Below are 22,555 nucleotides of genomic sequence, written 5' to 3' on the forward strand. Positions count from 1 at the left end.
AGGAAGGACGCCAATCATGGCGAAGCTCAGCAACGAAGAGCTCATTGAAGCTTTCAAGGAACTGACCATCATCGAGCTCTCCGAGTTCGTCAAGCTGTTCGAGGAGACCTTCGAGGTCACCGCGGCTGCTGTTGCCGTTGCCGGCCCCGCCGGTGGCGCTGCTGCTGAAGAGGCTGAAGAGAAGACCGAGTTCGACGTCGTTCTCGAAGCCGCTGGCGACAAGAAGATCGGTGTCATCAAGGAGGTGCGCGCCCTGACCTCCCTCGGCCTGAAGGAGGCCAAGGACCTGGTCGACGGTGCTCCCAAGGCCGTCCTCGAGGGCGTCAACAAGGAGACCGCCGAGAAGGCCAAGGAGCAGCTCGAGGCTGCCGGCGCCACGGTTTCCGTCAAGTAGCACTTGCTGCTGGTCGGTTCCCCGCTCCTCTGAGGAGCGGGAGACTGTCTGCTTCGGAAGGTCCCGTCCACTTCGGTGGGCGGGACCTTCCGCGTTAATCACCGCGAGGAGTCTCCGCTCGCGGGAACCTCCGGTGAACAATTCAGGAATCGTTTCACAACTCCTTCCCAGGGCTGCGGCAGCGGCCTAGACTGGCGCTCTGGGCCCCCGGCCCGCTGCTCGTGCCTGCCGGCCGGGCGTCAATCCATCGTCACCCCGCAGAGGTTACCCATGAGTGAAACCAGCACCGTCAGCCGCCGTGCCATGCTGAGCGCCGCCGTCGTCGCGGGCTCCAGCGCCGGAGCCCTCCTCGCCGCCGCTCCCGCCGAAGCCAGCCCGGGCCGGGGTGCCAAGCGCTTCCGCCTGACCGTGCTCGGGACCACGGACCTGCACAACAACGTCTTCAACTGGGATTACTTCAAGGACGCCGCGTACTCGGACAAGGCCGGCAATCAGATCGGCATCGCTCAGGCCTCTTCGCTGATCAAGGCGGTCCGCGCCGAACGCGGTGAGTCCAGCACCCTGACCATCGACGCCGGGGACACCATCCAGGGCACGCCCCTCGCCTATTACTTCGCCAAGATCCGTCCGGCCTCCCGCACGGTGAAGCATCCGATGGCGCTGGCCATGAACGCGGTGGGCTATGACGCGGTGGCACTCGGGAATCACGAGTTCAACTACGGCATCGACCACCTGCGGACCTGGGAGCGCCAGCTGACCTTCCCGGTCCTGGGCGCCAACGTCCACGTGGCGGGCCGGGCGGCGCGTGCCTTCAGCCCCTACGTGCTCAAGCGGGTCCGGGCGTCCGCGGGCTGGGTGACGGTGGGCATCGTGGGCTTCGTGACCCCGGGCTGCGCGCTGTGGGACAAGCACAACGTCGAAGGCAAGCTCGACTTCAACGGGATCGTGGAGGAGGCGAAGAAGGTCATCCCCGAGGTGCGGGCCGCCGGCGCGGACGTCGTGATCGTCTCCTGCCACTCCGGCGCGACCCCGGGTTCCTCCTACGGGGATGCTCTGCCGTTCCCGGAGAACGCCTCCAGCCAGCTTGCCGAAGAGGTGCCCGGCATCGACGCCATCCTGGTCGGCCACGCGCACCAGGAGATCCCGGAGCGTTTCGTCACCAACAAGGCCACGGGCCGCCAGGTCCTGCTCACCGAACCACTGCGCTGGGGCATGCGTGTCTCGGTCATGGACCTGGACCTCGTCAAGGACCGTGGCCACTGGAAGGTCGAGTCCGCTCACTCGCACCTGCTGGACGCCAAGACCGCGCCCGAGGATCCCGCCGTGGTCCGGGCCGTCACCTCGGCCCACCGCGAGGCCGTGAAGTACGTCAACACCGCCATCGGCTCGTCCACCGCGCCGCTCTCCACGGCCACGGCCTGCTGGGAGGACAGCGCGGCGATCGACGCCATCAACTTCGTCCAGGCGACCCGCGTCAAGGCCGAACTGGCAGGCGGCCCGAACGCCGGGCTGCCCGTGCTGTCGATCGCCGCGCCCTTCTCACGCTCGGTCGACGTGGCGGCGGGCCCGCTGACGATCCGGGACATCGCGGGACTCTACATCTTCGACAACACGCTGCTCAGCATCAAGCTCACCGGAGCCCAGGTCAAGGCGTACCTCGAGTGGACCGCGACGTACTACAAGACGGTCACGGGAACCACGGTGGCGGCCGCCGATCTGACCAACGCCCCGACGGCACTGGCTCCCGCGGGAACTCCGGACTACAACTACGACATCGTCTTCGGCCTGGACGCGCCGCTGGAGTACGCCATCGACGTCGCGCGCCCGGCAGGCCAGCGCATCCAGGGGCTGAGCTACGGGGGAGCGCCGGTGGCCGACGGCATGGAATTCGCCCTGGCCATCAACAACTACCGGCAGAGCGGCGGCGGCAGCTTCCCGGGTGTCACCCAGGCCCCCGTGCTGACCAACAGCCAGCAGGAGATCCGCCAGCTCATGATCGACTACGTGGTGGAGCACGGCGTCCTGGATCCGGCGGTGTTCGCCCGGAACGACTGGAAGCTGGTGGCCAACGGCCAGCCGCTGACCGTCACCGCCTGACGGGACGTCCGCCGCAACGCGAGAGGCCGGTTGAGCGCGGTCCAGATCACTGGATCCATGCTCAACCGGCCTCTCGCGTCACAGCACCGGTGGCTCGGTCGCGGTGATTCAGCAGCGGTCGTTCAGTCGCGGTAGAGGAGAAGAGCCTCACCCTGGCCGCCACCGCCGCAGAGCGCCACCGCGGCCTTGCCCTGGCCGCGGCGCTTCAGCTCGAAAGCCGCGTGCAGGGCCAGGCGCGCACCGGAGGCGCCGATGGGATGGCCGAGGGCGATCGCCCCACCGTGGATGTTGCAGCGCTCCAGCGGGTAATCCAGGTCCTTGAGCGACTGGACCGCCACGGACCCGAACGCCTCGTTGATCTCGATGAAGTCCAGGTCCTCGGTCTGCCACCCGGCCCGGTTCAGGGCCGCCTGGATCGCGTGCGAGGGCTGCGAGTGGAGCGAATTGTCAGGCCCCGCCACCTGGCCGGGGCTGCCTACGACGGCCAGGTAGTCCAGGCCGTGCTCCTCGGCGTACTTGCGGGAGGACAGGACCAGCGCCGAGGCGCCGTCGGAGAGCGGCGAGGAGTTGCCGGCCGTGATGGTCCCGTCCGTGGCGAAGGCCGCCTTGAGGCCGGCCAGGGTCTCCAGGGTGGTTCCGGCCCGGACGCCTTCGTCGGTGTCCACGATCAGCGGATCGCCCTTGCGCTGGGCGATGCTCAGCGGTGCGATCTCCTCGGCCAGGACCCCTGCCGCGATGGCGTCGGCCGCCCGGTTGTGGGATGCGGCGGCCACTTCGTCCTGGGAACGGCGGTCGATGCCGAGGGTGAGGTTCAGGCTTTCGGTGGACAGGCCCATGGACTGGCCGTCGAAGGCATCCGTGAGGCCGTCGTGCGCCGCGTGGTCGAGCGCCTGCACGGTGCCGTAGTTCCAGCCCTGGCGGGAGCCGGGCAGCAGGTGCGGAGCGCGCGTCATGGATTCCTGCCCGCCGGCCACGACGACGTCGGCCTCGCCCGAGCGGATGAGGCGTGCCGCATCGATCACGGCGGTGAGTCCGGACAGGCAGACCTTGTTGACGGTCACCGTGGGCACGTTCCAGCCGAGGCCGGCTCCCACCGAGCTCTGACGGGCGGGATTCTGTCCGGCCCCGGCCTGGAGCACCTGCCCCATGATGACGGCCTGAACGTCCTCCGGGTCGATCCGCGCGCGCTCCACGGCGGCCTTGATGGCGTGGCTGCCGAGCTGGACGGCGGTCTTGCTCGCGAGCTGTCCGTTCAGCCGGCCCTGCGGTGTGCGGGCAGCGGCGAGGATGACAACGTCATTGTTGTTTTCAGTGCTGGACATGGGCCTTCGCTTTCGTGATGTGGTTCTCCACCAAGGCTATCGCGTGGTGGCACCCGTCGGTCCGGGCTGAGAGGATGGGCCTGAGAGGATGAGCCAGACAGCAGGGGATGAAAGACGTTGAAGGAGGGCCCTGTGTCCGATCCACGCGAGGCGGCAGGTGCGGGCGCCGTGGCCGACCCGGGTGCCGTGACCGACCAGCAGGCCCGGGTCCGGGACGCGGCGGCGGCGCGTGGGCTGGAGATCGAGATCCGGGAACGGCCCGCGGCAGGGTCGCTGCCGGAGGCCGCGGCGCTGCTGGGCATCCCGCCGTCGGGCATCGTCAAGACGCTCGTGGTGAAGCGCTCGGACGGAACCTACCTGTTCGCCCTGGTCCCGGGCGGCCGGGCCATCTCCTGGCCCAAGCTCCGGGCGGTGGTGGGCGTGAACAAGCTCCGTCTGCCGGACGCGGAGCTGGCATTCGAGGCCACCGGGTACGTCCGGGGCACCATCACACCGGTCGGGAGCACCACGGACTGGCCGGTCTTCGCGGACGAGTCGATCGTGGGCCGGAGGGTCGCCCTGGGTGCCGGAGCGCACGGTTACAGCCTCTTCGTCGAGGCCGACGAATTGATCCGCGCCTATGGGGCGACGGTCGCGGACATCACGGTCCCGGAGGACTGACGGCGGCTCGCCGGGCGATGGCCCGGCTTGACTCGGGCACCGTGACTGCGGTAGACATATTCGTTTCTGTCCTGTATCGTGGATATTTGCGTCTTCCCTCTGTACCTTCGGCCTTCATATAGCGGTGGGCTGGTCGTGTCTGTGGCATTTAAGCAAAGAGTGCTTATGCCGCTCTACGATCCCGGGTCATATAGCGGTCCCGGTCAGGTGGTGCCAAGCGTGTCGCGCGCTTAGCACAGTCCATGGGGGAGGGCTGTTCAGCCCGAAGGTCTGTGGAAGGAACCCTCTTGGTCGCCTCGAGCACCCCAAACAATGAAACCGCTACCACTGATGGTGCGACTCGTCGCATCTCATTCGCGAAGATTCACGAGCCGCTTGACGTCCCGAATCTGCTCGCACTCCAGACGGACAGCTTTGACTGGCTGGTAGGGAACGAGCGCTGGCAGGCCAAGGTCGCCGCCGCTGTCGAAGCCGGCGACGAGTCCGTCGCCACGACGTCCGGCCTGGCCGACATCTTCGAAGAGATCTCCCCGATCGAGGATTTCCAGGGCACCATGTCCCTGAGCTTCTCCGATCCGGAGTTCTACGAGCCCAAGTACACCATGGCCGAGTGCAAGGATCGCGATGCGACCTACTCCGCCCCGCTGTACGTCAAGGCTGAGTTCATCAACAACAACACGGGCGAGATCAAGCAGCAGACCGTGTTCATGGGTGACTTCCCGCTGATGACGGAGAAGGGCACCTTCGTGGTGAACGGCACCGAGCGTGTCGTCGTCTCGCAGCTGGTCCGTTCTCCCGGCGCCTACTTCGAGAAGTCGCCGGACAAGACCAGTGACAAGGACATCTACTCGGCCCGCATCATCCCGTCCCGGGGTGCCTGGTTCGAGCTCGAGATCGACAAGCGCGATCAGGTCGGCGTCCGTCTGGACCGTAAGCGCAAGCAGTCCGTCACGGTGCTGCTGAAGGCTCTCGGCTGGACCGAAGGCCAGATCCTGGAGGAGTTCGGCCAGTACGACTCCATGCGCGCCACCCTCGAGAAGGATGCCACGCAGACCCAGGAGGAAGCCCTCCTGGACATCTACCGCAAGCTGCGTCCGGGCGAGCCGCCCACCGTCGAGGCCGCCCAGAACCTTCTGGACAACCTCTACTTCAACGCCAAGCGCTATGATCTGGCCAAGGTCGGCCGTTACAAGATCAACCGCAAGCTCGGCATCGACCGCCCGCTGTCCGACCGTGAGGCCTCCATCCTCCACGTCGAGGACATCGTGGCCATGATCAAGTTCCTCGTGGCACTGCACGCCGGCGAGACCACCATCAAGGGTGTCCGCGACGGCCAGGAAGTGGATCTGCGCGTCGAGGTCGATGACATCGACCACTTCGGCAACCGCCGCATCCGCGCCGTGGGCGAGCTCATCGAGAACCAGGTCCGCACGGGTCTGTCCCGTATGGAGCGCGTGGTCCGCGAACGCATGACCACGCAGGACGTCGAGGCCATCACGCCGCAGTCGCTGATCAACATCCGCCCGGTGGTGGCAGCGATCAAGGAGTTCTTCGGAACCTCCCAGCTGTCCCAGTTCATGGACCAGAACAACCCGCTCTCGGGTCTGACCCACAAGCGCCGTCTCTCGGCTCTTGGCCCGGGTGGTCTGTCCCGTGACCGCGCCGGCATGGAAGTCCGTGACGTGCACCCGTCGCACTACGGCCGCATGTGCCCCATCGAAACCCCTGAAGGCCCGAACATCGGTCTGATCGGCTCGCTGGCGTCCTACGGCCGCATCAACGCGTTCGGTTTCATCGAGACCCCGTACCGCAAGGTGTCCAACGGCGTCGTCAGCGACGACGTCGAGTACCTGACCGCGGATGACGAGGCCGAGGTGGTCATCGCCCAGGCCAACGCGCCGCTGGATGCCGACAACCGCTTCACCGAGGAGACCGTCCTCGTCCGTGAGCGTGGCGGTGGAGGCGAGCCCGTGCTCATCCCGGCCGAGGACGTGCAGTACATGGACGTCTCCCCGCGCCAGATGGTGTCCGTGGCGACCGCCCTGATCCCGTTCCTGGAGCACGACGACGCCAACCGCGCCCTCATGGGTGCCAACATGCAGCGTCAGGCCGTGCCGCTGGTCCGCGCCGAGGCCCCCTTCGTGGGCACCGGCATGGAGCGCGCCGCAGCCGTGGACGCCGGCGACGTCGTCGTGGCCAAGAAGGCCGGTGTGGTCTCCGAGGTCTCCGCCGACCTCGTGGTCATGCTGAACGATGACGGCACCGAGACGAGCTACCGCATCGGCAAGTTCTCCCGGTCCAACCAGGGCAACTGCTACAACCACCGCGTTCTGGTGGACGAAGGCCAGCGCCTCGAAGTCGGCGGCATCATCGCCGACGGTCCCTCCACGGACCAGGGTGAGCTCTCCCTGGGACGCAACCTCCTGGTCGCGTTCATGTCCTGGGAAGGCCACAACTTCGAGGATGCCATCATCCTGTCCCAGCGCCTGGTGGCCGAGGACGTCCTGTCCTCCATCCACATCGAGGAGCACGAGATCGATGCCCGCGACACCAAGCTCGGTGCCGAGGAGATCACCCGTGACATCCCGAACGTCTCCGAAGAGGTCCTGGCGGGCCTGGACGAGCGTGGCATCATCCACATCGGCGCCGAGGTCGAGGCCGGGGACATCCTGGTCGGCAAGGTCACCCCGAAGGGTGAGACCGAGCTGACCCCGGAGGAGCGCCTGCTGCGCGCCATCTTCGGCGAGAAGTCCCGCGAAGTGCGTGACACCTCCCTGAAGGTGCCCCACGGCGAGTCCGGCACCGTGATCGGTGTCCGCGTCTTCGACCGCGACAACGACGACGAGCTGCCCCCGGGCGTGAACCAGCTGGTCCGCGTCTACGTGGCCGCCAAGCGCAAGATCACGGACGGTGACAAGCTCGCCGGCCGTCACGGCAACAAGGGCGTCATCTCCAAGATCCTGCCGATCGAGGACATGCCGTTCCTGGCGGACGGCACCCCGGTCGACGTGGTCCTGAACCCGCTGGGTGTCCCGGGCCGAATGAACGTCGGACAGGTGCTGGAAACGCACCTGGGCTGGGTCGCGAAGACCGGCTGGAAGATCGAGGGCGAGCCGGAGTGGGTCAAGAACCTCCCGAACCTGCCCCGTGAGACCGGCCCGAACCAGACCCTGGCCACCCCGGTGTTCGACGGTGCGCGTGAGGAGGAGATCGCAGGTCTGCTGAACTCCACCAACGTGACCCGTGACGGCGACCGTCTCATCGACGCCTCCGGAAAGACCCGTCTGTTCGACGGCCGTTCCGGTGAGCCGTTCCCGGACCCGATCTCCGTGGGCTACATGTACATCCTGAAGCTCCACCACCTGGTGGACGACAAGATCCACGCCCGGTCCACCGGTCCGTACTCCATGATCACGCAGCAGCCGCTGGGCGGTAAGGCCCAGTTCGGTGGTCAGCGTTTCGGTGAAATGGAAGTGTGGGCGCTGGAGGCCTATGGCGCGGCGTACACGCTCCAGGAGCTCCTCACCATCAAGTCTGACGATATCCACGGCCGCGTGAAGGTGTACGAGGCGATCGTCAAGGGCGAGAACATCCCGGAGCCGGGTGTTCCCGAATCCTTCAAGGTTCTGATCAAGGAAATGCAGTCGCTCTGCCTGAACGTGGAGGTCCTCTCCACCGACGGCACCACGATCGAGATGCGTGACTCTGACGATGCAGTCTTCACGGCTGCCGAAGAACTGGGCATCGATCTGTCCCGCGCAGAGCCCAGCTCCGTCGAAGAGGTGTAGTGCCGTGCATCCCCTTCGGCACCCCGACACCGCTTCGCGGGGTCGGGGACCCCTGCCGAGGGGGCCCAGGCGGCTCCGGCCGCCGCTGCACCCCACCTCTTCCTGACAGTCAAGACTTAGAGACAAGAGAGAACAGGATTCCATGTCCAGCGAATCTTCCTTCGGCCTCATGCAGATCGGCCTGGCCACTGCGGATGACATCCGCGACTGGTCCTATGGCGAAGTCAAGAAGCCGGAAACCATCAACTACCGCACCCTGAAGCCGGAGAAGGACGGTCTTTTCTGCGAAAAGATCTTCGGCCCTTCCCGCGACTGGGAGTGCTACTGCGGCAAGTACAAGCGCGTGCGCTTCAAGGGCATCATCTGTGAGCGCTGTGGCGTCGAGGTCACCCGTGCCAAGGTGCGCCGTGAGCGCATGGGCCACATCGAGCTCGCCGCTCCCGTCACCCACATCTGGTACTTCAAGGGCGTTCCGTCCCGTCTGGGGTACCTGCTCGACCTGGCGCCGAAGGACCTGGAGAAGGTCATCTACTTCGCCGCCTACATGATCACCAGCGTTGACGAGGAGAACCGTCACGCCGAACTGCCGAACCTCCAGATCGAGCACGATGTGGAGAAGAAGCAGCTGGTGGACACCCGCGACGCCGACATCGCCGCGATCGCCCGCGACCTGGAGGACGAGCTCGCTCGCCTCGAGGGTGAGGGCGCCAAGGCCGCGGACAAGAAGAAGGCCCGCGACTCCGCCGACCGTCAGATGGCGAACGTCCGCAAGCGCGCGGACGCCGACATCGAGCGCCTCGAACAGGTCTGGGACCGCTTCAAGAACCTCAAGGTCGCCGACCTCGAGGGCGATGAGGGTCTCTACCGCGAGCTGCGTGACCGCTACGGCATGTACTTCGAGGGCTCCATGGGCGCCGAGGCGATCAAGAAGCGCCTCGAGACCTTCGACCTCGAGGCCGAATCCGAGCTGCTCAAGGACATCATCCAGAACGGCAAGGGCCAGCGAAAGACCCGTGCGCTCAAGCGCCTCAAGGTCGTCAACGCGTTCCTCACCACGGACAACAGCCCGCTGGGCATGGTCCTGGACGCCGTCCCGGTGATCCCGCCGGAACTGCGCCCCATGGTGCAGCTGGACGGTGGCCGCTTCGCGACCTCCGACCTCAACGATCTGTACCGCCGCGTGATCAACCGCAACAACCGACTCAAGCGTCTGCTCGAGCTGGGTGCCCCGGAGATCATCGTCAACAACGAAAAGCGCATGCTGCAGGAAGCTGTTGACAACCTCTTCGACAACGGCCGCCGTGGCCGCCCTGTCACCGGTCCGGGCAACCGTCCGCTGAAGTCCCTGAGCGAAATGCTCAAGGGCAAGCAGGGCCGTTTCCGTCAGAACCTCCTCGGCAAGCGCGTCGACTACTCCGGCCGTTCGGTCATCGTCGTCGGCCCGCAGCTGAAGCTGCACCAGTGTGGTCTGCCCAAGCAGATGGCCCTGGAGCTCTTCAAGCCGTTCGTGATGAAGCGCCTGGTCGATCTCAACCACGCGCAGAACATCAAGAGCGCCAAGCGCATGGTCGAGCGTTACCGTCCGCAGGTCTGGGACGTGCTGGAAGAGATCATCACCGAACACCCGGTGCTGCTCAACCGTGCACCCACCCTGCACCGTCTGGGCATCCAGGCCTTCGAGCCGCAGCTCGTGGAAGGCAAGGCCATCCAGCTGCACCCGCTCGTGTGCGCCGCCTTCAACGCGGACTTCGACGGCGACCAGATGGCTGTGCACCTGCCCCTGAGCCCCGAGGCCCAGGCTGAGGCGCGCATCCTGATGCTGTCCTCGAACAACATCCTGAAGCCGTCCGACGGCCGCCCCGTGACCCTCCCGTCGCAGGACATGATCATCGGTCTCTACCACCTGACCACCAAGCGTGTGGGCTCTGCTGGTGAAGGCCGGATCTTCTCCTCTGTCTCCGAGGCGATCATGGCGTTCGACGCGCGGGAACTCCACCTGAACTCCAAGGTGAAGATCCGCCTGGACAACTTCGTGCCGTACGAGGGCTGGGAAGCCCCCGAAGGGTGGGAGCAGGGTCAGCCTGTCCTGGTGGAGACCTCGCTGGGTCAGGTCATCTTCAATGACACCCTGCCCGCGGACTACCCCTGGGTCGAGGCCGTCGCCGACAAGGGCGAGCTCTCCCGGATCGTCAACGATCTGGCTGAGCGTTACCCCAAGGTCGTCACCGCTGCGACGCTGGACAACCTCAAGGACGCCGGTTTCTACTGGGCCACGCGCTCCGGTGTGACCGTCGCCGTGTCCGACATCGAGGTCCCGGCCGCCAAGCCGGAGATCCTCGCCGGGTACGAGGAGAAGGCCGCGAAGATCCAGAGCCAGTACGACAAGGGTCTGATCGACGAGGACGAGCGCCGTCAGGAGCTCATCGAGCTCTGGGGCAAGGCCACCGACGAGGTCGCTTCGGTCATGCGCAAGTCGCTGTCTCCGATGAACACCATCAACCGCATGGTGTCCTCCGGTGCTCGTGGTAACTGGATGCAGGTCCGTCAGATCGCGGGTATCCGTGGCCTCGTGGCCAACCCCCGTGGTGAGATCATCCCGCGTCCGATCAAGTCCTCCTACCGTGAGGGCCTGTCCGTTCTCGAGTACTTCATCGCGACGCACGGCGCCCGTAAGGGTCTGGCTGACACCGCTCTGCGTACCGCCAACTCGGGTTACCTGACCCGTCGTCTGGTGGACGTCTCGCAGGACGTCATCGTCCGCGAGGCCGACTGTGGCACCGAGCGTGGTCTGGTGACCCCGATCGCCCTGGTCGACGAGAACGGTGAGCTGCGTCTGGACGAGAACGTCGAGAACAGCGCCTACGCCCGCACCCTGGCCGTCGACGTCGTCGACGCCGAGGGCAATGTGCTGGCCGCCGGTGGCAGCGACTGCGGTGACGTGGTCATCGCCGAGCTGTTCGCCGCGGGCATCACCGAGGTCAAGGTCCGCTCCGTGCTGACCTGTGAATCCACGGTGGGCACCTGTGCTCTCTGCTACGGCCGCTCGCTGGCCACCGGCAAGACCGTGGACATCGGTGAGGCCGTCGGCATCATCGCCGCCCAGTCGATCGGTGAGCCCGGCACGCAGCTGACCATGCGTACCTTCCACACGGGTGGTGCCGTGTCCGCCGGCGGTGGCGACGACATCACCCAGGGTCTGCCCCGTATCCAGGAGCTCTTCGAGGCCCGCACCCCGAAGGGTGTGGCCCCGATCTCCGAGGCCGCCGGCCGCGTGAGCATCGAGGAGGGTGAGAACTCGGTCCGCATCGTCGTCACTCCTGACGACGGCACGGAGGAGCTGGCATACCCGATCCTGCGCCGCTCGCGTCTGCTGGTCGCCGACGGCGAGCACGTCTCGGTGGGCCAGAAGCTCGTCCAGGGTCCGGTGGACCCCAAGCAGGTGCTGCGCATCATGGGCCCCCGTGCCGCGCAGAAGTTCCTGGTGGACGAGGTTCAGGGCGTGTACCGCAGCCAGGGCATCGGCATCCACGACAAGCACGTGGAGGTCATCGTCCGCCAGATGCTGCGTCGTGTCACCGTGATCGAGTCCGGCGATTCGGATCTGCTGCCCGGCGAGCTCGCCGAGCGCAGCCGCTTCGAAGGCGAGAACCGTCGCGTGGTGTCCGAGGGCAAGAAGCCGGCCTCCGGCCGTCCCGAGCTCATGGGCATCACCAAGGCCTCGCTGGCCACGGAGTCCTGGCTGTCGGCCGCTTCCTTCCAGGAGACCACCCGGGTGCTCACCCAGGCGGCCATGGAAGGCAAGAGCGACCCGCTGCTGGGCCTCAAGGAGAACGTCATCATCGGTAAGCTCATCCCGGCCGGCACCGGCCTGCCGCGCTACACCGATGTCACCGTCGAGCCGACGGAGGAGGCCAAGGCGAGCATCTTCTCCGCTCAGGCCTCGTTCAGCGATTTCTCCTACGACCCCATGGGTGTCGACGGCGGCAGTGAGTTCCACGCCATCCCGCTGGATGACTACGATCTCGGCGGCGACTACCGCTAAGGATCAGCCCCGCATCTGATGCGTGGCAGGGAGGGCCCCACCGGTTTCCGGTGGGGCCCTCCCGCGTTTCCGCGGGCTGCGGCGCCTGGCACGCGAGGCGAGGACGACGACGGCGGCCGGCGGGCGCCGTCGTCGTGCGGGGGAGTGGTGGCGGGTCAAGCACCCGGCCGCCCCCGATTCACGGCGGTGGGTTCCGCCGTGGTACAGTTGATCTGATTGATTTACGTGGCAGCGGACACCGTCCATGTTGTGGGGAACTTGCACAACGAATGCCACGATTTTGCATGCCTGGGGCCCTTGCGGATTATTCGGATCGGGGCCCGGTGTGCATCTCTTTGAAGTGCTTCGCCCTGGCGTTCCTGTGGTTCGGTCCGCAGACTGACAGGCCGGGGCAAAGCAAATGGGGAGCGGCCGGGAACGTCCGCTCCAGATGATGGAGAACACGAACAGTGCCTACGATTCAGCAGCTGGTCCGTAAGGGCCGCACGCCGAAGGTCTCCAAGACCAAGGCTCCTGCCCTTAAGGGCAGCCCGATGCGCCGCGGTGTCTGCACCCGCGTTTACACCACCACCCCGAAGAAGCCGAACTCGGCTCTCCGTAAGGTCGCCCGCGTCCGCCTCAACGGCGGCGTCGAGGTTACCGCTTACATCCCGGGTGTGGGCCACAACCTGCAGGAACACTCCATCGTGCTGGTGCGCGGTGGTCGTGTGAAGGACCTCCCCGGCGTTCGCTACAAGATCGTCCGTGGTGCCCTCGACACCCAGGGTGTGAAGAACCGCAAGCAGGCTCGCAGCCGCTACGGCGCAAAGATGGAGAAGAAGTAATATGCCTCGCAAGGGTCCGGCCCCCAAGCGGCCGCTCGTTTCGGATCCGGTTTACGGTTCCCCGCTGGTCACCCAGCTGATCAACAAGGTTCTCGTGGACGGTAAGAAGTCCACCGCCGAGCGCATCGTCTACGGTGCCCTCGAAGGTGCCCGCGAGAAGAACGGCAACGATCCCGTCGCCACCCTGAAGAAGGCCATGGACAACATCAAGCCGAGCCTTGAGGTCAAGTCCCGTCGTGTCGGTGGCGCCACCTACCAGGTTCCGGTCGAGGTCAAGCCGGGTCGCGCCACCGCGCTGGCCCTGCGCTGGCTGGTCGGTTACTCCAAGGCCCGTCGTGAGAAGACCATGACCGAGCGCCTCCGCAACGAGATCCTGGATGCCTCCAACGGTCTCGGCGCCGCCGTGAAGCGTCGCGAAGACACCCACAAGATGGCCGAGTCCAACAAGGCCTTCGCCCACTACCGCTGGTAAAAACACACGAACCGCCGCCGGCCTCCTCGGTCGGCGGCGGACGTGTTGTCCATCTCAAAGGGAGACACCGTGGCACAGGACGTGCTTACCGACCTTAACAAGGTCCGCAACATCGGCATCATGGCCCACATCGATGCCGGCAAGACCACTACTACGGAGCGCATCCTTTTCTACACGGGTGTGAACCACAAGATCGGTGAAACGCACGATGGTGCGTCCACCACCGACTGGATGGAACAGGAAAAGGAACGCGGCATCACCATCACGTCTGCCGCCGTGACCTGCTTCTGGAACAAGAACCAGATCAACATCATCGACACCCCCGGTCACGTGGACTTCACGGTTGAGGTTGAGCGCTCCCTGCGCGTCCTCGACGGTGCCGTCGCCGTCTTCGACGGCAAGGAAGGCGTTGAGCCGCAGTCCGAGACCGTGTGGCGTCAGGCTGACAAGTACAACGTCCCCCGCATCTGCTTCGTCAACAAGATGGACAAGCTGGGCGCTGACTTCTACTTCACCGTGGACACCATCATCAGCCGCCTGGGCGCCAAGCCGCTCGTCATGCAGCTGCCGATCGGTTCCGAGAACGACTTCATCGGTGTCGTCGACCTGCTTGAGATGCGTGCCCTGGTGTGGCCCGGCGATGCCAAGGGTGACGTGACCATGGGCGCCTCCTACGAGGTCCAGGAGATCCCCGCCGATCTGCAGGAGCGTGCCGAGGAATACCGCGCACAGCTCGTGGAGACCGTCGCCGAGTCCTCCGAAGAGCTCATGGAGAAGTACCTCGAGGGCGAGGAGATCACCCTCGAGGAGCTCAAGGCCGGCATCCGCAAGATGACCGTCAACTCCGAGCTCTACCCCGTGTTCTGTGGCTCCGCCTTCAAGAACCGCGGTGTGCAGCCGATGCTCGACGCCGTCATCGACTTCCTGCCGTCCCCGCTGGACGTGCCGGACATGATCGGTCACAACCCGCGCAACGAGGAAGAGGAACTGGTCCGTAAGCCCAGCGCTGACGAGCCCTTCTCCGCTCTCGCCTTCAAGATTGCGGCTCACCCGTTCTTCGGTCAGCTGACCTTCGTCCGCGTGTACTCCGGTCACGTCGAGGCCGGCGCCCAGGTGGTCAACTCCACCAAGGGCAAGAAGGAGCGCATCGGCAAGCTCTTCCAGATGCACGCCAACAAGGAGATGCCCGTCGAGGGCGCCACCGCAGGCCACATCTACGCCGCCATCGGTCTGAAGGACACCACCACGGGTGACACCCTGTGCGATCCGAACAACCAGATCGTGCTGGAGTCCATGAGCTTCCCGGAGCCCGTGATCTCCGTGGCCATCGAGCCGAACTCGAAGGGTGACCAGGAGAAGCTCTCCACGGCCATCCAGAAGCTCTCCGCCGAGGACCCGACCTTCCAGGTCTCCCTCAACGAGGACACCGGCCAGACGGTCATCGCCGGCATGGGCGAGCTCCACCTGGACATCCTGGTGGACCGCATGCGCCGCGAGTTCAAGGTCGAGGCCAACGTGGGCAAGCCCCAGGTCGCGTACCGCGAAACCATCAAGAAGGCCGTTGAGAAGGTCGACTTCACCCACAAGAAGCAGACCGGTGGTTCCGGTCAGTTCGCTAAGGTGCAGGTTTCCTTCGAGCCGCTCGAGACCACGGACGGCACGTTCTACGAGTTCGAGAACAAGGTCACCGGTGGCCGCGTTCCGCGCGAGTACATCCCCTCCATCGACGCTGGTATCCAGGACGCCATGCAGTTCGGCATCCTGGCCGGCTACCCCATGGTGGGTGTCAAGGCCATCCTGATCGACGGCGCATACCACGACGTCGACTCCTCGGAAATGGCGTTCAAGATCGCCGGTTCCCAGGTGTTCAAGGAAGGCGCACGCCGTGCCAACCCGGTTCTGCTCGAACCGCTCATGGCCGTCGAGGTCCGTACTCCCGAGGAGTACATGGGCGATGTCATCGGTGACCTCAACTCCCGTCGTGGCATGATCCAGTCCATGGAGGATGCTGCGGGCGTCAAGGTCATCCGTGCCAACGTTCCGCTGTCCGAGATGTTCGGCTACATCGGTGACCTGCGTTCCAAGACGCAGGGCCGCGCGGTGTACTCGATGACCTTCGACAGCTACGCCGAGGTTCCCAAGGCTGTGGCTGACGAGATCATCCAGAAGAACCGCGGCGAGTAAGTTGTCGCACCCCGGTAGGGGAGGCCATCCGGCTTTCCCCACCGGCGTCGCGTGGCTTTCGGCAGCTCGCCGGGGGAGCCGCGACACTCAGGCCCCAGGGACCAACCGGCCCCTGAACCGCAATTTCATCAAAACCCCTGCCCCCAAGTAGACTTGTAGAAGTTCTGCCGCGACACCCGTGGCAGAAACAGCACGTCACTTGAAAAATGTTCTAGGAGGAACCTGTGGCAAAGGCAAAGTTCGAGCGGACTAAGCCGCACGTCAACATCGGCACCATCGGTCACGTTGACCACGGTAAGACGACGCTGACGGCCGCCATTTCCAAGGTGCTGTACGACCAGTACCCGGATCTCAACGAGCAGCGCGACTTCGCTTCCATTGACTCTGCTCCGGAAGAGCGCCAGCGCGGTATCACCATCAACATCTCCCACGTGGAGTACCAGACCGAGAAGCGTCACTACGCACACGTTGACGCCCCCGGTCACGCTGACTACATCAAGAACATGATCACCGGTGCTGCTCAGATGGACGGTGCAATCCTCGTGGTTGCCGCCACTGACGGCCCGATGGCTCAGACCCGTGAGCACGTTCTGCTCGCCCGCCAGGTTGGTGTTCCTTACCTGCTGGTCGCGCTGAACAAGTCCGACATGGTTGAGGACGAGGAACTCCTCGACCTCGTGGAGATGGAAGTTCGCGAACTGCTGTCCTCGCAGGACTTCGACGGCGACAACGCTCCCGTCATCCGCGTCTCCGGTCTGAAGGCTCTGGAAGGCGACCCCAAGTGGGTTGCTTCCGTCCAGGAGCTCATGGCCGCCGTCGACGAGTCCGTTCCGGACCCGGTTCGTGACCGTGACAAGCCGTTCCTGATGCCGATCGAGGACGTCTTCACCATCACCGGTCGTGGCACCGTGGTGACCGGCCGCGCCGAGCGTGGCACCCTCGCCATCAACTCCGAGGTCGAGATCGTCGGCATCCGCCCGGTCCAGAAGACCACGGTCACTGGTATCGAGATGTTCCACAAGCAGCTCGACGAGGCATGGGCCGGCGAGAACTGTGGTCTGCTGCTCCGTGGCCTCAAGCGCGACGATGTCGAGCGTGGCCAGGTTGTGGTGAAGCCGGGTTCCATCACCCCGCACACCAACTTCGAGGCCAACGTCTACATCCTCTCCAAGGATGAAGGCGGCCGCCACAACCCGTTCTACTCGAACTACCGCCCGCAGTTCTACTTCCGCACCACGGACGTCACCGGCGTGATCACCCTCCCCGAGGGCACCGAAATGGTCATGCCTGGCGACAACACCGAAATGAGCGTTGAGCTGATCCAGCCCATCGCCATGGAAGAGGGCCTCGGCTTCGCCATCCGTGAAGGTGGCCGCACCGTTGGTTCGGGTCGTGTGACCAAGATCATCAAGTAGTCACTGACTGATGATTTCCGGCTGATGCCGGTGTGAGGGCCCCGCTGCTTCGGCAGCGGGGCCTTTCGCGTTCGTGGGCTCCGTGCTCATCGAGCGGCTCGGCGCCGGAGGTCCAGGGCCACCTGGTGCGGCTCTGGGCGACCGGGGACGGCCCTGTGGAGCCCGGAATGACGCGGTAAGCGCCCGCGGGGGCGTTCAGCGCCTGAGCAACGGTGCGTTCTGAGCTGGGGCGGGGTGGCCCGCCCGCGAAGCCGTGTCCATCCGACCGGGCATGACGGGAGGCCCCGTTCACCAGGCGGAGAAGCCGGGCTTCGGCGCGGATTCGCAATTCCTTGCGGGATGCGCCATACTGGAAGGGTTGTTCAAGCGCCCCTTCGTGCCCCGACCCGGATAATGCCGGGTGTCAGGGACCAGGCTGGGGACCAAACATGACCAATCCATCCACTGAGAACGGTGTGGCACGTCCAGAATCTGGCCGACACGCCCGACCGCGTGGGTCGGTTGCTCCGGTGGGTTGAGGAACCCGGGTCCAACTCGGATTCAGCTCATGCGGAGAGCGGTAGTCACGACTTCAAATGCCTCGGCAGCCGCACATAACAGCAAAGAGATGCGAATAGCGGTCCTGGTCACCCAGGACTGAACCTAATGAAAGAGAGTCAGGCGACATGGCGGGACAGAAGATCCGCATCCGGCTGAAGTCATATGACCACGAGGTCATTGATGTTTCGGCACGGAAGATCGTTGAGACGGTCACGCGCGCAGGCGCAACGGTAGTCGGCCCGGTGCCGCTGCCCACGGAGAAGAACGTGTACTGCGTTATCCGTTCTCCCCACAAGTACAAGGACAGCCGTGAGCACTTCGAAATGCGTACTCACAAGCGTCTGATCGACATCATCGACCCCACGCCCAAGGCTGTTGACTCGCTCATGCGTCTCGACCTGCCGGCCGACGTGAACATCGAAATCAAGCTCTAGGGAGGTGCTGAGAGACTATGACCGCAACCCGCAACGTTAAGGGCCTGCTGGGCACGAAGCTCGGCATGACCCAGGTTTGGGACGAGAACAACAAGCTCATCCCCGTGACCGTCGTCCAGGCCGACTCCAACGTCGTCACCCAGCTGCGTAACGCAGACCAGGACGGCTACACCGCGATCCAGATCGGCTTCGGCCAGATCGACCCGCGTAAGGTCACCAAGCCGCTCGCCGGCCACTTCGACAAGGCCGGGGTCACCCCGCGCCGTCACGTCGTCGAACTGCGCACCGCTGACGCCGAGAGCTACGAGCTCGGCCAGCAGCTGTCCGTGGAGCTCTTCGAAGCCGGTCAGAAGATCGACGTCGTCGGCACCACCAAGGGCAAGGGCTTCGCCGGTGTCATGAAGCGTCACGGCTTCCACGGTGTCGGTGCTTCCCACGGTGCTCACAAGAACCACCGCAAGCCCGGTTCCATCGGTGGCGCATCCACCCCGAGCCGCGTCTTCAAGGGCCTGAAAATGGCCGGCCGCATGGGCAATGTCCGTCACACCACGCTGAACCTCACGGTTCACGGTGTCGACGCCGAGAAGTCGCTGCTCCTGATCAAGGGCGCCGTTCCCGGTGCCCGCGGCTCGGTCGTCCTCGTACGCACCGCCGTGAAGGGAGCCTAGTACCATGGCCAACACCATCAAGGTTGACCTGCCCGCCGAGATCTTCGACGTCCAGACCAACGTGCCGCTGCTGCACCAGGTCGTCGTCGCGCAGCTCGCCGCTGCTCGTCAGGGCACTCACAAGACCAAGTCCCGCGGTGAAGTCGCCGGTGCCGGTCGTAAGCCGTTCAAGCAGAAGGGTACCGGCCGCGCCCGTCAGGGTTCCGTCCGTGCTCCTCACATGACCGGTGGTGGCATCGTCCACGGCCCGACCCCGCGTGACTACTCGCAGCGCACCCCCAAGAAGATGAAGGCTGCTGCTCTCCGTGGCGCCCTCTCCGACCGCGCTCGTAACGGTCGCATCCACGTGGTCGAGTCCCTGGTTGCCGGCACCACGCCGTCCACCAAGGATGCTCGCGCTGCGCTGAAGGCGATCTCCGACCGCAAGAACCTGCTCGTGGTGATCGACCGCGCCAACGATGTTGCCGCACTGTCCGTGCGCAACCTCGTCGAGGTTCACGTTCTGTACGTCGACCAGCTCAACACTTACGATGTGCTGATCTCCGACGACGTGATCTTCACCAAGGACGCCTTCGACGGCTTCGTTGCCGGTAAGGACAACAAGACCGTGGAGGAAGCCAAGTGAGCGCCGTCTTCAACAAGGACCCGCGTGACGTCATTCTCGCGCCCGTGGTCTCCGAAAAGAGCTACGGCCTGATCGACGAGGGTCAGTACACCTTCCTGGTGGACCCCCGCTCGAACAAGACCGAGATCAAGCTGGCCGTGGAGAAGATCTTCTCCGTCAAGGTCGACACGATCAACACCATCAACCGTGCCGGTAAGCGCAAGCGCACCAAGTTCGGATGGGGGCAGCGCAAGAGCACCAAGCGCGCGATTGTCACCCTGAAGGAAGGCACCATCGACATCTTCGGCGGTCCGCTCGCGTAGCGGAGACCACTTTAACGAGGAATAAATTATGGCAATCCGCAATTACAAGCCGACCACCCCGGGCCGTCGTGGCTCGAGCGTGGCCGACTTCAGCGAAGTAACTCGCTCGACTCCGGAAAAGTCGCTGCTGCGTCCGCTCACCAAGAGCGGTGGCCGCAACAACACCGGTCGCATCACGACCCGTCACAAGGGTGGTGGCCACAAGCGCCAGTACCGCGTCATCGACTTCCGTCGCCATGACAAGGACGGCGTCAACGCCAAGGTCGCGCACATCGAGTACGACCCCAACCGTACGGCTCGCATCGCGCTCCTGCACTACGTTGATGGCACCAAGCGTTACATCATCGCTCCCAACAAGCTCTCCCAGGGCGACATCGTGGAGTCGGGTCCGAACGCTGACATCAAGCCCGGCAACAACCTGCCGCTGCGCAACATCCCGGTCGGTACCGTGATCCACGCAGTTGAGCTCCGCCCCGGTGGCGGCGCCAAGATGGCCCGCTCCGCCGGCGCCTCCGTGCAGCTCGTCGCCCGTGAAGGCCGTTTCGCCCAGCTGCGTCTGCCGTCCGGTGAAGTCCGCAACGTCGACGTGCGCTGCCGCGCAACCGTCGGCGAGGTCGGCAACGCCGAGCAGTCGAACATCAACTGGGGCAAGGCCGGCCGTATGCGCTGGAAGGGCGTCCGCCCGACCGTGCGTGGTGTGGCCATGAACCCGGTTGACCACCCGCATGGTGGTGGTGAAGGCAAGACTTCTGGTGGCCGTCACCCGGTCAACCCGAACGGCAAGCCTGAGGGTCGCACCCGCCGCCCCAACAAGGAAAGCGACAAGCTCATTGTGCGTCGTCGTCGTACCGGCAAGAACAAGCGATAGGAGCCTGGAAACATGCCACGCAGCCTGAAGAAAGGTCCTTTCGTTGACCAGCACCTCTTCGTGAAGGTCGCCAAGGAGAACGAAAAGGGCACCAAGAACGTCATCAAGACGTGGTCCCGTCGCTCGATGATCATCCCGGACATGCTGGGTCACACGATCGCCGTGCACGATGGACGCAAGCACGTGCCGGTTTTCATCACGGAGTCGATGGTCGGGCACAAGCTCGGCGAATTCGCCCCGACGCGGACTTTCCGCGGCCACGTGAAGGACGACCGCAAGGGCAAGCGCCGCTAGGCGCCTGACCTCGGTCTTAAGACGAGAGAAGGAAAGCAATGGAAGCCAAGGCTATTGCGCGTCACATCCGCGTAACGCCTATGAAGGCCCGGCGCGTCGTCAACCTTGTTCGTGGCAAGCAGGCGAATGAGGCTCTGGCGATCCTGAAGTTTGCTGAGCAGGCAGCTTCGGAGCCGGTCTACAAGGTAGTTCAGTCCGCCATCGCGAACGCCCGTGTCCTCGCGGACCGTGACGGCGTCGCGTTTGACGAAGGTGATCTGTACATCAGCGAGGCATTCGTTGATGAGGGTCCGACCATGAAGCGGTTCCAGCCGCGTGCCCAGGGTCGTGCCTTCCAGATCAAGAAGCGCACCAGCCACATCACCGTGGTTGTCGCTACCCCGGAGAACGAGGAGGCCCGCTAAGTGGGACAGAAAGTAAACCCGAACGGGTTCCGACTCGGCATCACCACCAATCACATCTCGCACTGGTTCGCGGACAGCAACAAGCCCGGTCAGCGCTACAAGGACTTCGTCCGTGAGGACGTCAAGATCCGCGAGCTCATGACCACCGGCATGGAGCGCGCCGGCATCGCCAAGGTCGAGATCGAGCGTACTCGTGACCGTGTGCGTGTGGACATCCACACCGCCCGTCCGGGTATCGTGATCGGCCGTCGTGGTGCTGAAGCAGACCGCATCCGCGGCGAGCTGGAGAAGCTCACGGGCAAGCAGGTTCAGCTGAACATCCTCGAGGTCAAGAACCCCGAGATCGAAGCTCAGCTGGTGGCCCAGGGCATCGCCGAGCAGCTCTCTTCCCGCGTGGCTTTCCGCCGTGCGATGAAGAAGGCCATGCAGTCCGCGCAGCGCGCCGGCGCCAAGGGCATCCGTGTCGCTTGCTCCGGTCGTCTGGGTGGCGCTGAAATGTCCCGCTCGGAGTTCTACCGCGAGGGTCGCGTGCCGCTGCACACCCTGCGCGCCAACATCGACTACGGCTTCTACGAGGCCAAGACCACCTTCGGCCGCATCGGCGTGAAGGTCTGGATCTACAAGGGCGATGTCACCGCGAAGGAGCTTGCTGCACAGCAGGCCGCAGCACCGTCCCGTGGCCGCAACGAGCGTCCCGGTCGCCCCGGTGGCGACCGTCGCCGTCGCACCGAGCGTCCGGCCGCCGACGCAGCTCCGGCTGCCGAGGCACCGGCTGCTGAAGCAGCAGAAGGAGGACAGGCTTAAATGCTGATCCCACGTCGAGTCAAGCACCGTAAGCAGCACCACCCGGGTCGTTCCGGCGCTGCCACCGGTGGCACCGAGGTCACCTTCGGTGAGTACGGTATCCAGGCGCTGACCCCGGCCTACGTGACGAACCGCCAGATCGAATCTGCGCGTATCGCCATGACCCGTCACATCAAGCGTGGCGGTAAGGTCTGGATCAACATCTACCCGGACCGCCCCCTGACCAAGAAGCCTGCCGAAACCCGCATGGGTTCCGGTAAGGGTTCCCCCGAGTGGTGGGTGGCCAACGTCAAGCCGGGACGGGTTCTCTTCGAACTCTCCGGTGTGAATGAAGAAGTGGCCCGCGAGGCACTGCGCCTGGCAATCCACAAGCTCCCGTTGAAGGCACGCATCGTGCGTCGCGAAGGTGGTGAATAGA

The 22,555-nt window shown here is 64.9% G+C and carries 19 protein-coding genes; 18 read left to right on the plus strand and 1 reads right to left on the minus strand.

Annotated features, from left to right (window positions below; genetic code table 11):
* Positions 1-16 precede the first annotated feature (16 nt).
* Positions 17-394, plus strand: a complete 378-nt coding sequence (gene rplL / locus AB4Y75_RS01945; RefSeq protein WP_441434232.1) for a 50S ribosomal protein L7/L12 — start codon at positions 17-19, stop codon at positions 392-394.
* Positions 395-664: 270 nt separating this feature from the next.
* Complete coding sequence (locus AB4Y75_RS01950; protein ID WP_441434233.1) at positions 665-2,491, plus strand: bifunctional metallophosphatase/5'-nucleotidase; 1,827 nt, start codon at positions 665-667, stop codon at positions 2,489-2,491.
* Positions 2,492-2,613: 122 nt separating this feature from the next.
* On the opposite strand, the gene AB4Y75_RS01955 is transcribed toward AB4Y75_RS01950, so the two are convergent.
* The gene (locus tag AB4Y75_RS01955) at positions 2,614-3,813 is read right to left on the minus strand and encodes an acetyl-CoA C-acetyltransferase (protein WP_441434234.1); all 1,200 of its coding nucleotides are present in this window, start codon (positions 3,811-3,813) and stop codon (positions 2,614-2,616) included.
* Between the two features lie 186 nt (positions 3,814-3,999).
* On the opposite strand from AB4Y75_RS01955, the gene AB4Y75_RS01960 reads away from it, so the two are divergent.
* From AB4Y75_RS01960 to rplP, 16 genes are all read left to right on the plus strand, one after another.
* Positions 4,000-4,473 (plus strand): aminoacyl-tRNA deacylase, encoded by a 474-nt coding sequence (locus tag AB4Y75_RS01960; RefSeq protein ID WP_441435238.1) that lies wholly within the window; start codon positions 4,000-4,002, stop codon positions 4,471-4,473.
* A gap of 287 nt (positions 4,474-4,760) precedes the next feature.
* Complete coding sequence (rpoB, locus tag AB4Y75_RS01965) at positions 4,761-8,261, plus strand: DNA-directed RNA polymerase subunit beta (protein ID WP_441434235.1); 3,501 nt, start codon at positions 4,761-4,763, stop codon at positions 8,259-8,261.
* A 142-nt stretch (positions 8,262-8,403) separates the two neighbouring features.
* Complete coding sequence (locus tag AB4Y75_RS01970) at positions 8,404-12,303, plus strand: DNA-directed RNA polymerase subunit beta' (protein WP_441434236.1); 3,900 nt, start codon at positions 8,404-8,406, stop codon at positions 12,301-12,303.
* Between the two features lie 449 nt (positions 12,304-12,752).
* Positions 12,753-13,127, plus strand: a complete 375-nt coding sequence (rpsL, locus tag AB4Y75_RS01975) for a 30S ribosomal protein S12 (RefSeq protein ID WP_066211570.1) — start codon at positions 12,753-12,755, stop codon at positions 13,125-13,127.
* A 1-nt stretch (position 13,128) separates the two neighbouring features.
* A complete protein-coding gene (gene rpsG, locus AB4Y75_RS01980) occupies positions 13,129-13,599 on the plus strand; it encodes a 30S ribosomal protein S7 (RefSeq protein ID WP_066211568.1) in 471 nt (156 codons plus the stop codon).
* Positions 13,600-13,668: 69 nt separating this feature from the next.
* Positions 13,669-15,783: an elongation factor G gene (fusA, locus tag AB4Y75_RS01985; protein ID WP_370957800.1), complete on the plus strand. Its 2,115-nt coding sequence runs from the start codon at positions 13,669-13,671 to the stop codon at positions 15,781-15,783.
* Between the two features lie 224 nt (positions 15,784-16,007).
* On the plus strand, positions 16,008-17,198 hold the full coding sequence (tuf, locus tag AB4Y75_RS01990; RefSeq protein WP_066211563.1) for an elongation factor Tu: 1,191 nt from the start codon (positions 16,008-16,010) through the stop codon (positions 17,196-17,198).
* A 665-nt stretch (positions 17,199-17,863) separates the two neighbouring features.
* Positions 17,864-18,172, plus strand: coding sequence for a 30S ribosomal protein S10 (rpsJ, locus tag AB4Y75_RS01995; RefSeq protein WP_003803825.1), 309 nt, complete (start codon positions 17,864-17,866; stop codon positions 18,170-18,172).
* Positions 18,173-18,189: 17 nt separating this feature from the next.
* Positions 18,190-18,840 (plus strand): 50S ribosomal protein L3, encoded by a 651-nt coding sequence (rplC, locus tag AB4Y75_RS02000; RefSeq protein WP_441434237.1) that lies wholly within the window; start codon positions 18,190-18,192, stop codon positions 18,838-18,840.
* A gap of 4 nt (positions 18,841-18,844) precedes the next feature.
* The gene (gene rplD, locus AB4Y75_RS02005) at positions 18,845-19,465 is read left to right on the plus strand and encodes a 50S ribosomal protein L4 (RefSeq protein WP_441434238.1); all 621 of its coding nucleotides are present in this window, start codon (positions 18,845-18,847) and stop codon (positions 19,463-19,465) included.
* The gene (gene rplW, locus AB4Y75_RS02010; protein ID WP_066211554.1) at positions 19,462-19,767 is read left to right on the plus strand and encodes a 50S ribosomal protein L23; all 306 of its coding nucleotides are present in this window, start codon (positions 19,462-19,464) and stop codon (positions 19,765-19,767) included. The genes rplD and rplW overlap by 4 nt, the downstream gene beginning before the upstream one ends.
* A 28-nt stretch (positions 19,768-19,795) precedes the next feature.
* On the plus strand, positions 19,796-20,635 hold the full coding sequence (rplB, locus tag AB4Y75_RS02015; protein WP_066211552.1) for a 50S ribosomal protein L2: 840 nt from the start codon (positions 19,796-19,798) through the stop codon (positions 20,633-20,635).
* Between the two features lie 12 nt (positions 20,636-20,647).
* Positions 20,648-20,929 carry a 30S ribosomal protein S19 gene (rpsS, locus tag AB4Y75_RS02020; RefSeq protein ID WP_066211549.1) on the plus strand — a complete coding sequence of 94 codons (282 nt, stop codon included), beginning with the start codon at positions 20,648-20,650 and terminating at the stop codon, positions 20,927-20,929.
* A 38-nt stretch (positions 20,930-20,967) separates the two neighbouring features.
* Positions 20,968-21,333 (plus strand): 50S ribosomal protein L22, encoded by a 366-nt coding sequence (gene rplV / locus AB4Y75_RS02025; protein WP_066211546.1) that lies wholly within the window; start codon positions 20,968-20,970, stop codon positions 21,331-21,333.
* Positions 21,334-22,137: a 30S ribosomal protein S3 gene (gene rpsC / locus AB4Y75_RS02030; RefSeq protein WP_441434239.1), complete on the plus strand. Its 804-nt coding sequence runs from the start codon at positions 21,334-21,336 to the stop codon at positions 22,135-22,137.
* Positions 22,138-22,554: a 50S ribosomal protein L16 gene (gene rplP / locus AB4Y75_RS02035; RefSeq protein ID WP_307497772.1), complete on the plus strand. Its 417-nt coding sequence runs from the start codon at positions 22,138-22,140 to the stop codon at positions 22,552-22,554.
* Position 22,555: the final 1 nt, after the last annotated feature.

The sequence above is a fragment of the Arthrobacter sp. RAF14 genome (assembly GCF_052114185.1).
Lineage (GTDB): Bacteria > Actinomycetota > Actinomycetes > Actinomycetales > Micrococcaceae > Arthrobacter_E.

What these genes read in the sequence shown, in the direction of transcription:
- rplL (WP_441434232.1), top strand. Translation starts at nt 17, where the DNA reads ATGGCGAAGCTCAGCAACGAAGAGCTCATTGAAGCTTTCAAGGAACTG.
- AB4Y75_RS01950 (WP_441434233.1), top strand. Translation starts at nt 665, where the DNA reads ATGAGTGAAACCAGCACCGTCAGCCGCCGTGCCATGCTGAGCGCCGCC.
- AB4Y75_RS01955 (WP_441434234.1), bottom strand. Translation starts at nt 3,813, where the DNA reads ATGTCCAGCACTGAAAACAACAATGACGTTGTCATCCTCGCCGCTGCC.
- AB4Y75_RS01970 (WP_441434236.1), top strand. Translation starts at nt 8,404, where the DNA reads ATGTCCAGCGAATCTTCCTTCGGCCTCATGCAGATCGGCCTGGCCACT.
- rpsG (WP_066211568.1), top strand. Translation starts at nt 13,129, where the DNA reads ATGCCTCGCAAGGGTCCGGCCCCCAAGCGGCCGCTCGTTTCGGATCCG.
- rpsJ (WP_003803825.1), top strand. Translation starts at nt 17,864, where the DNA reads ATGGCGGGACAGAAGATCCGCATCCGGCTGAAGTCATATGACCACGAG.
- rplC (WP_441434237.1), top strand. Translation starts at nt 18,190, where the DNA reads ATGACCGCAACCCGCAACGTTAAGGGCCTGCTGGGCACGAAGCTCGGC.
- rplD (WP_441434238.1), top strand. Translation starts at nt 18,845, where the DNA reads ATGGCCAACACCATCAAGGTTGACCTGCCCGCCGAGATCTTCGACGTC.
- rplB (WP_066211552.1), top strand. Translation starts at nt 19,796, where the DNA reads ATGGCAATCCGCAATTACAAGCCGACCACCCCGGGCCGTCGTGGCTCG.
- rpsS (WP_066211549.1), top strand. Translation starts at nt 20,648, where the DNA reads ATGCCACGCAGCCTGAAGAAAGGTCCTTTCGTTGACCAGCACCTCTTC.
- rplV (WP_066211546.1), top strand. Translation starts at nt 20,968, where the DNA reads ATGGAAGCCAAGGCTATTGCGCGTCACATCCGCGTAACGCCTATGAAG.
- rplP (WP_307497772.1), top strand. Translation starts at nt 22,138, where the DNA reads ATGCTGATCCCACGTCGAGTCAAGCACCGTAAGCAGCACCACCCGGGT.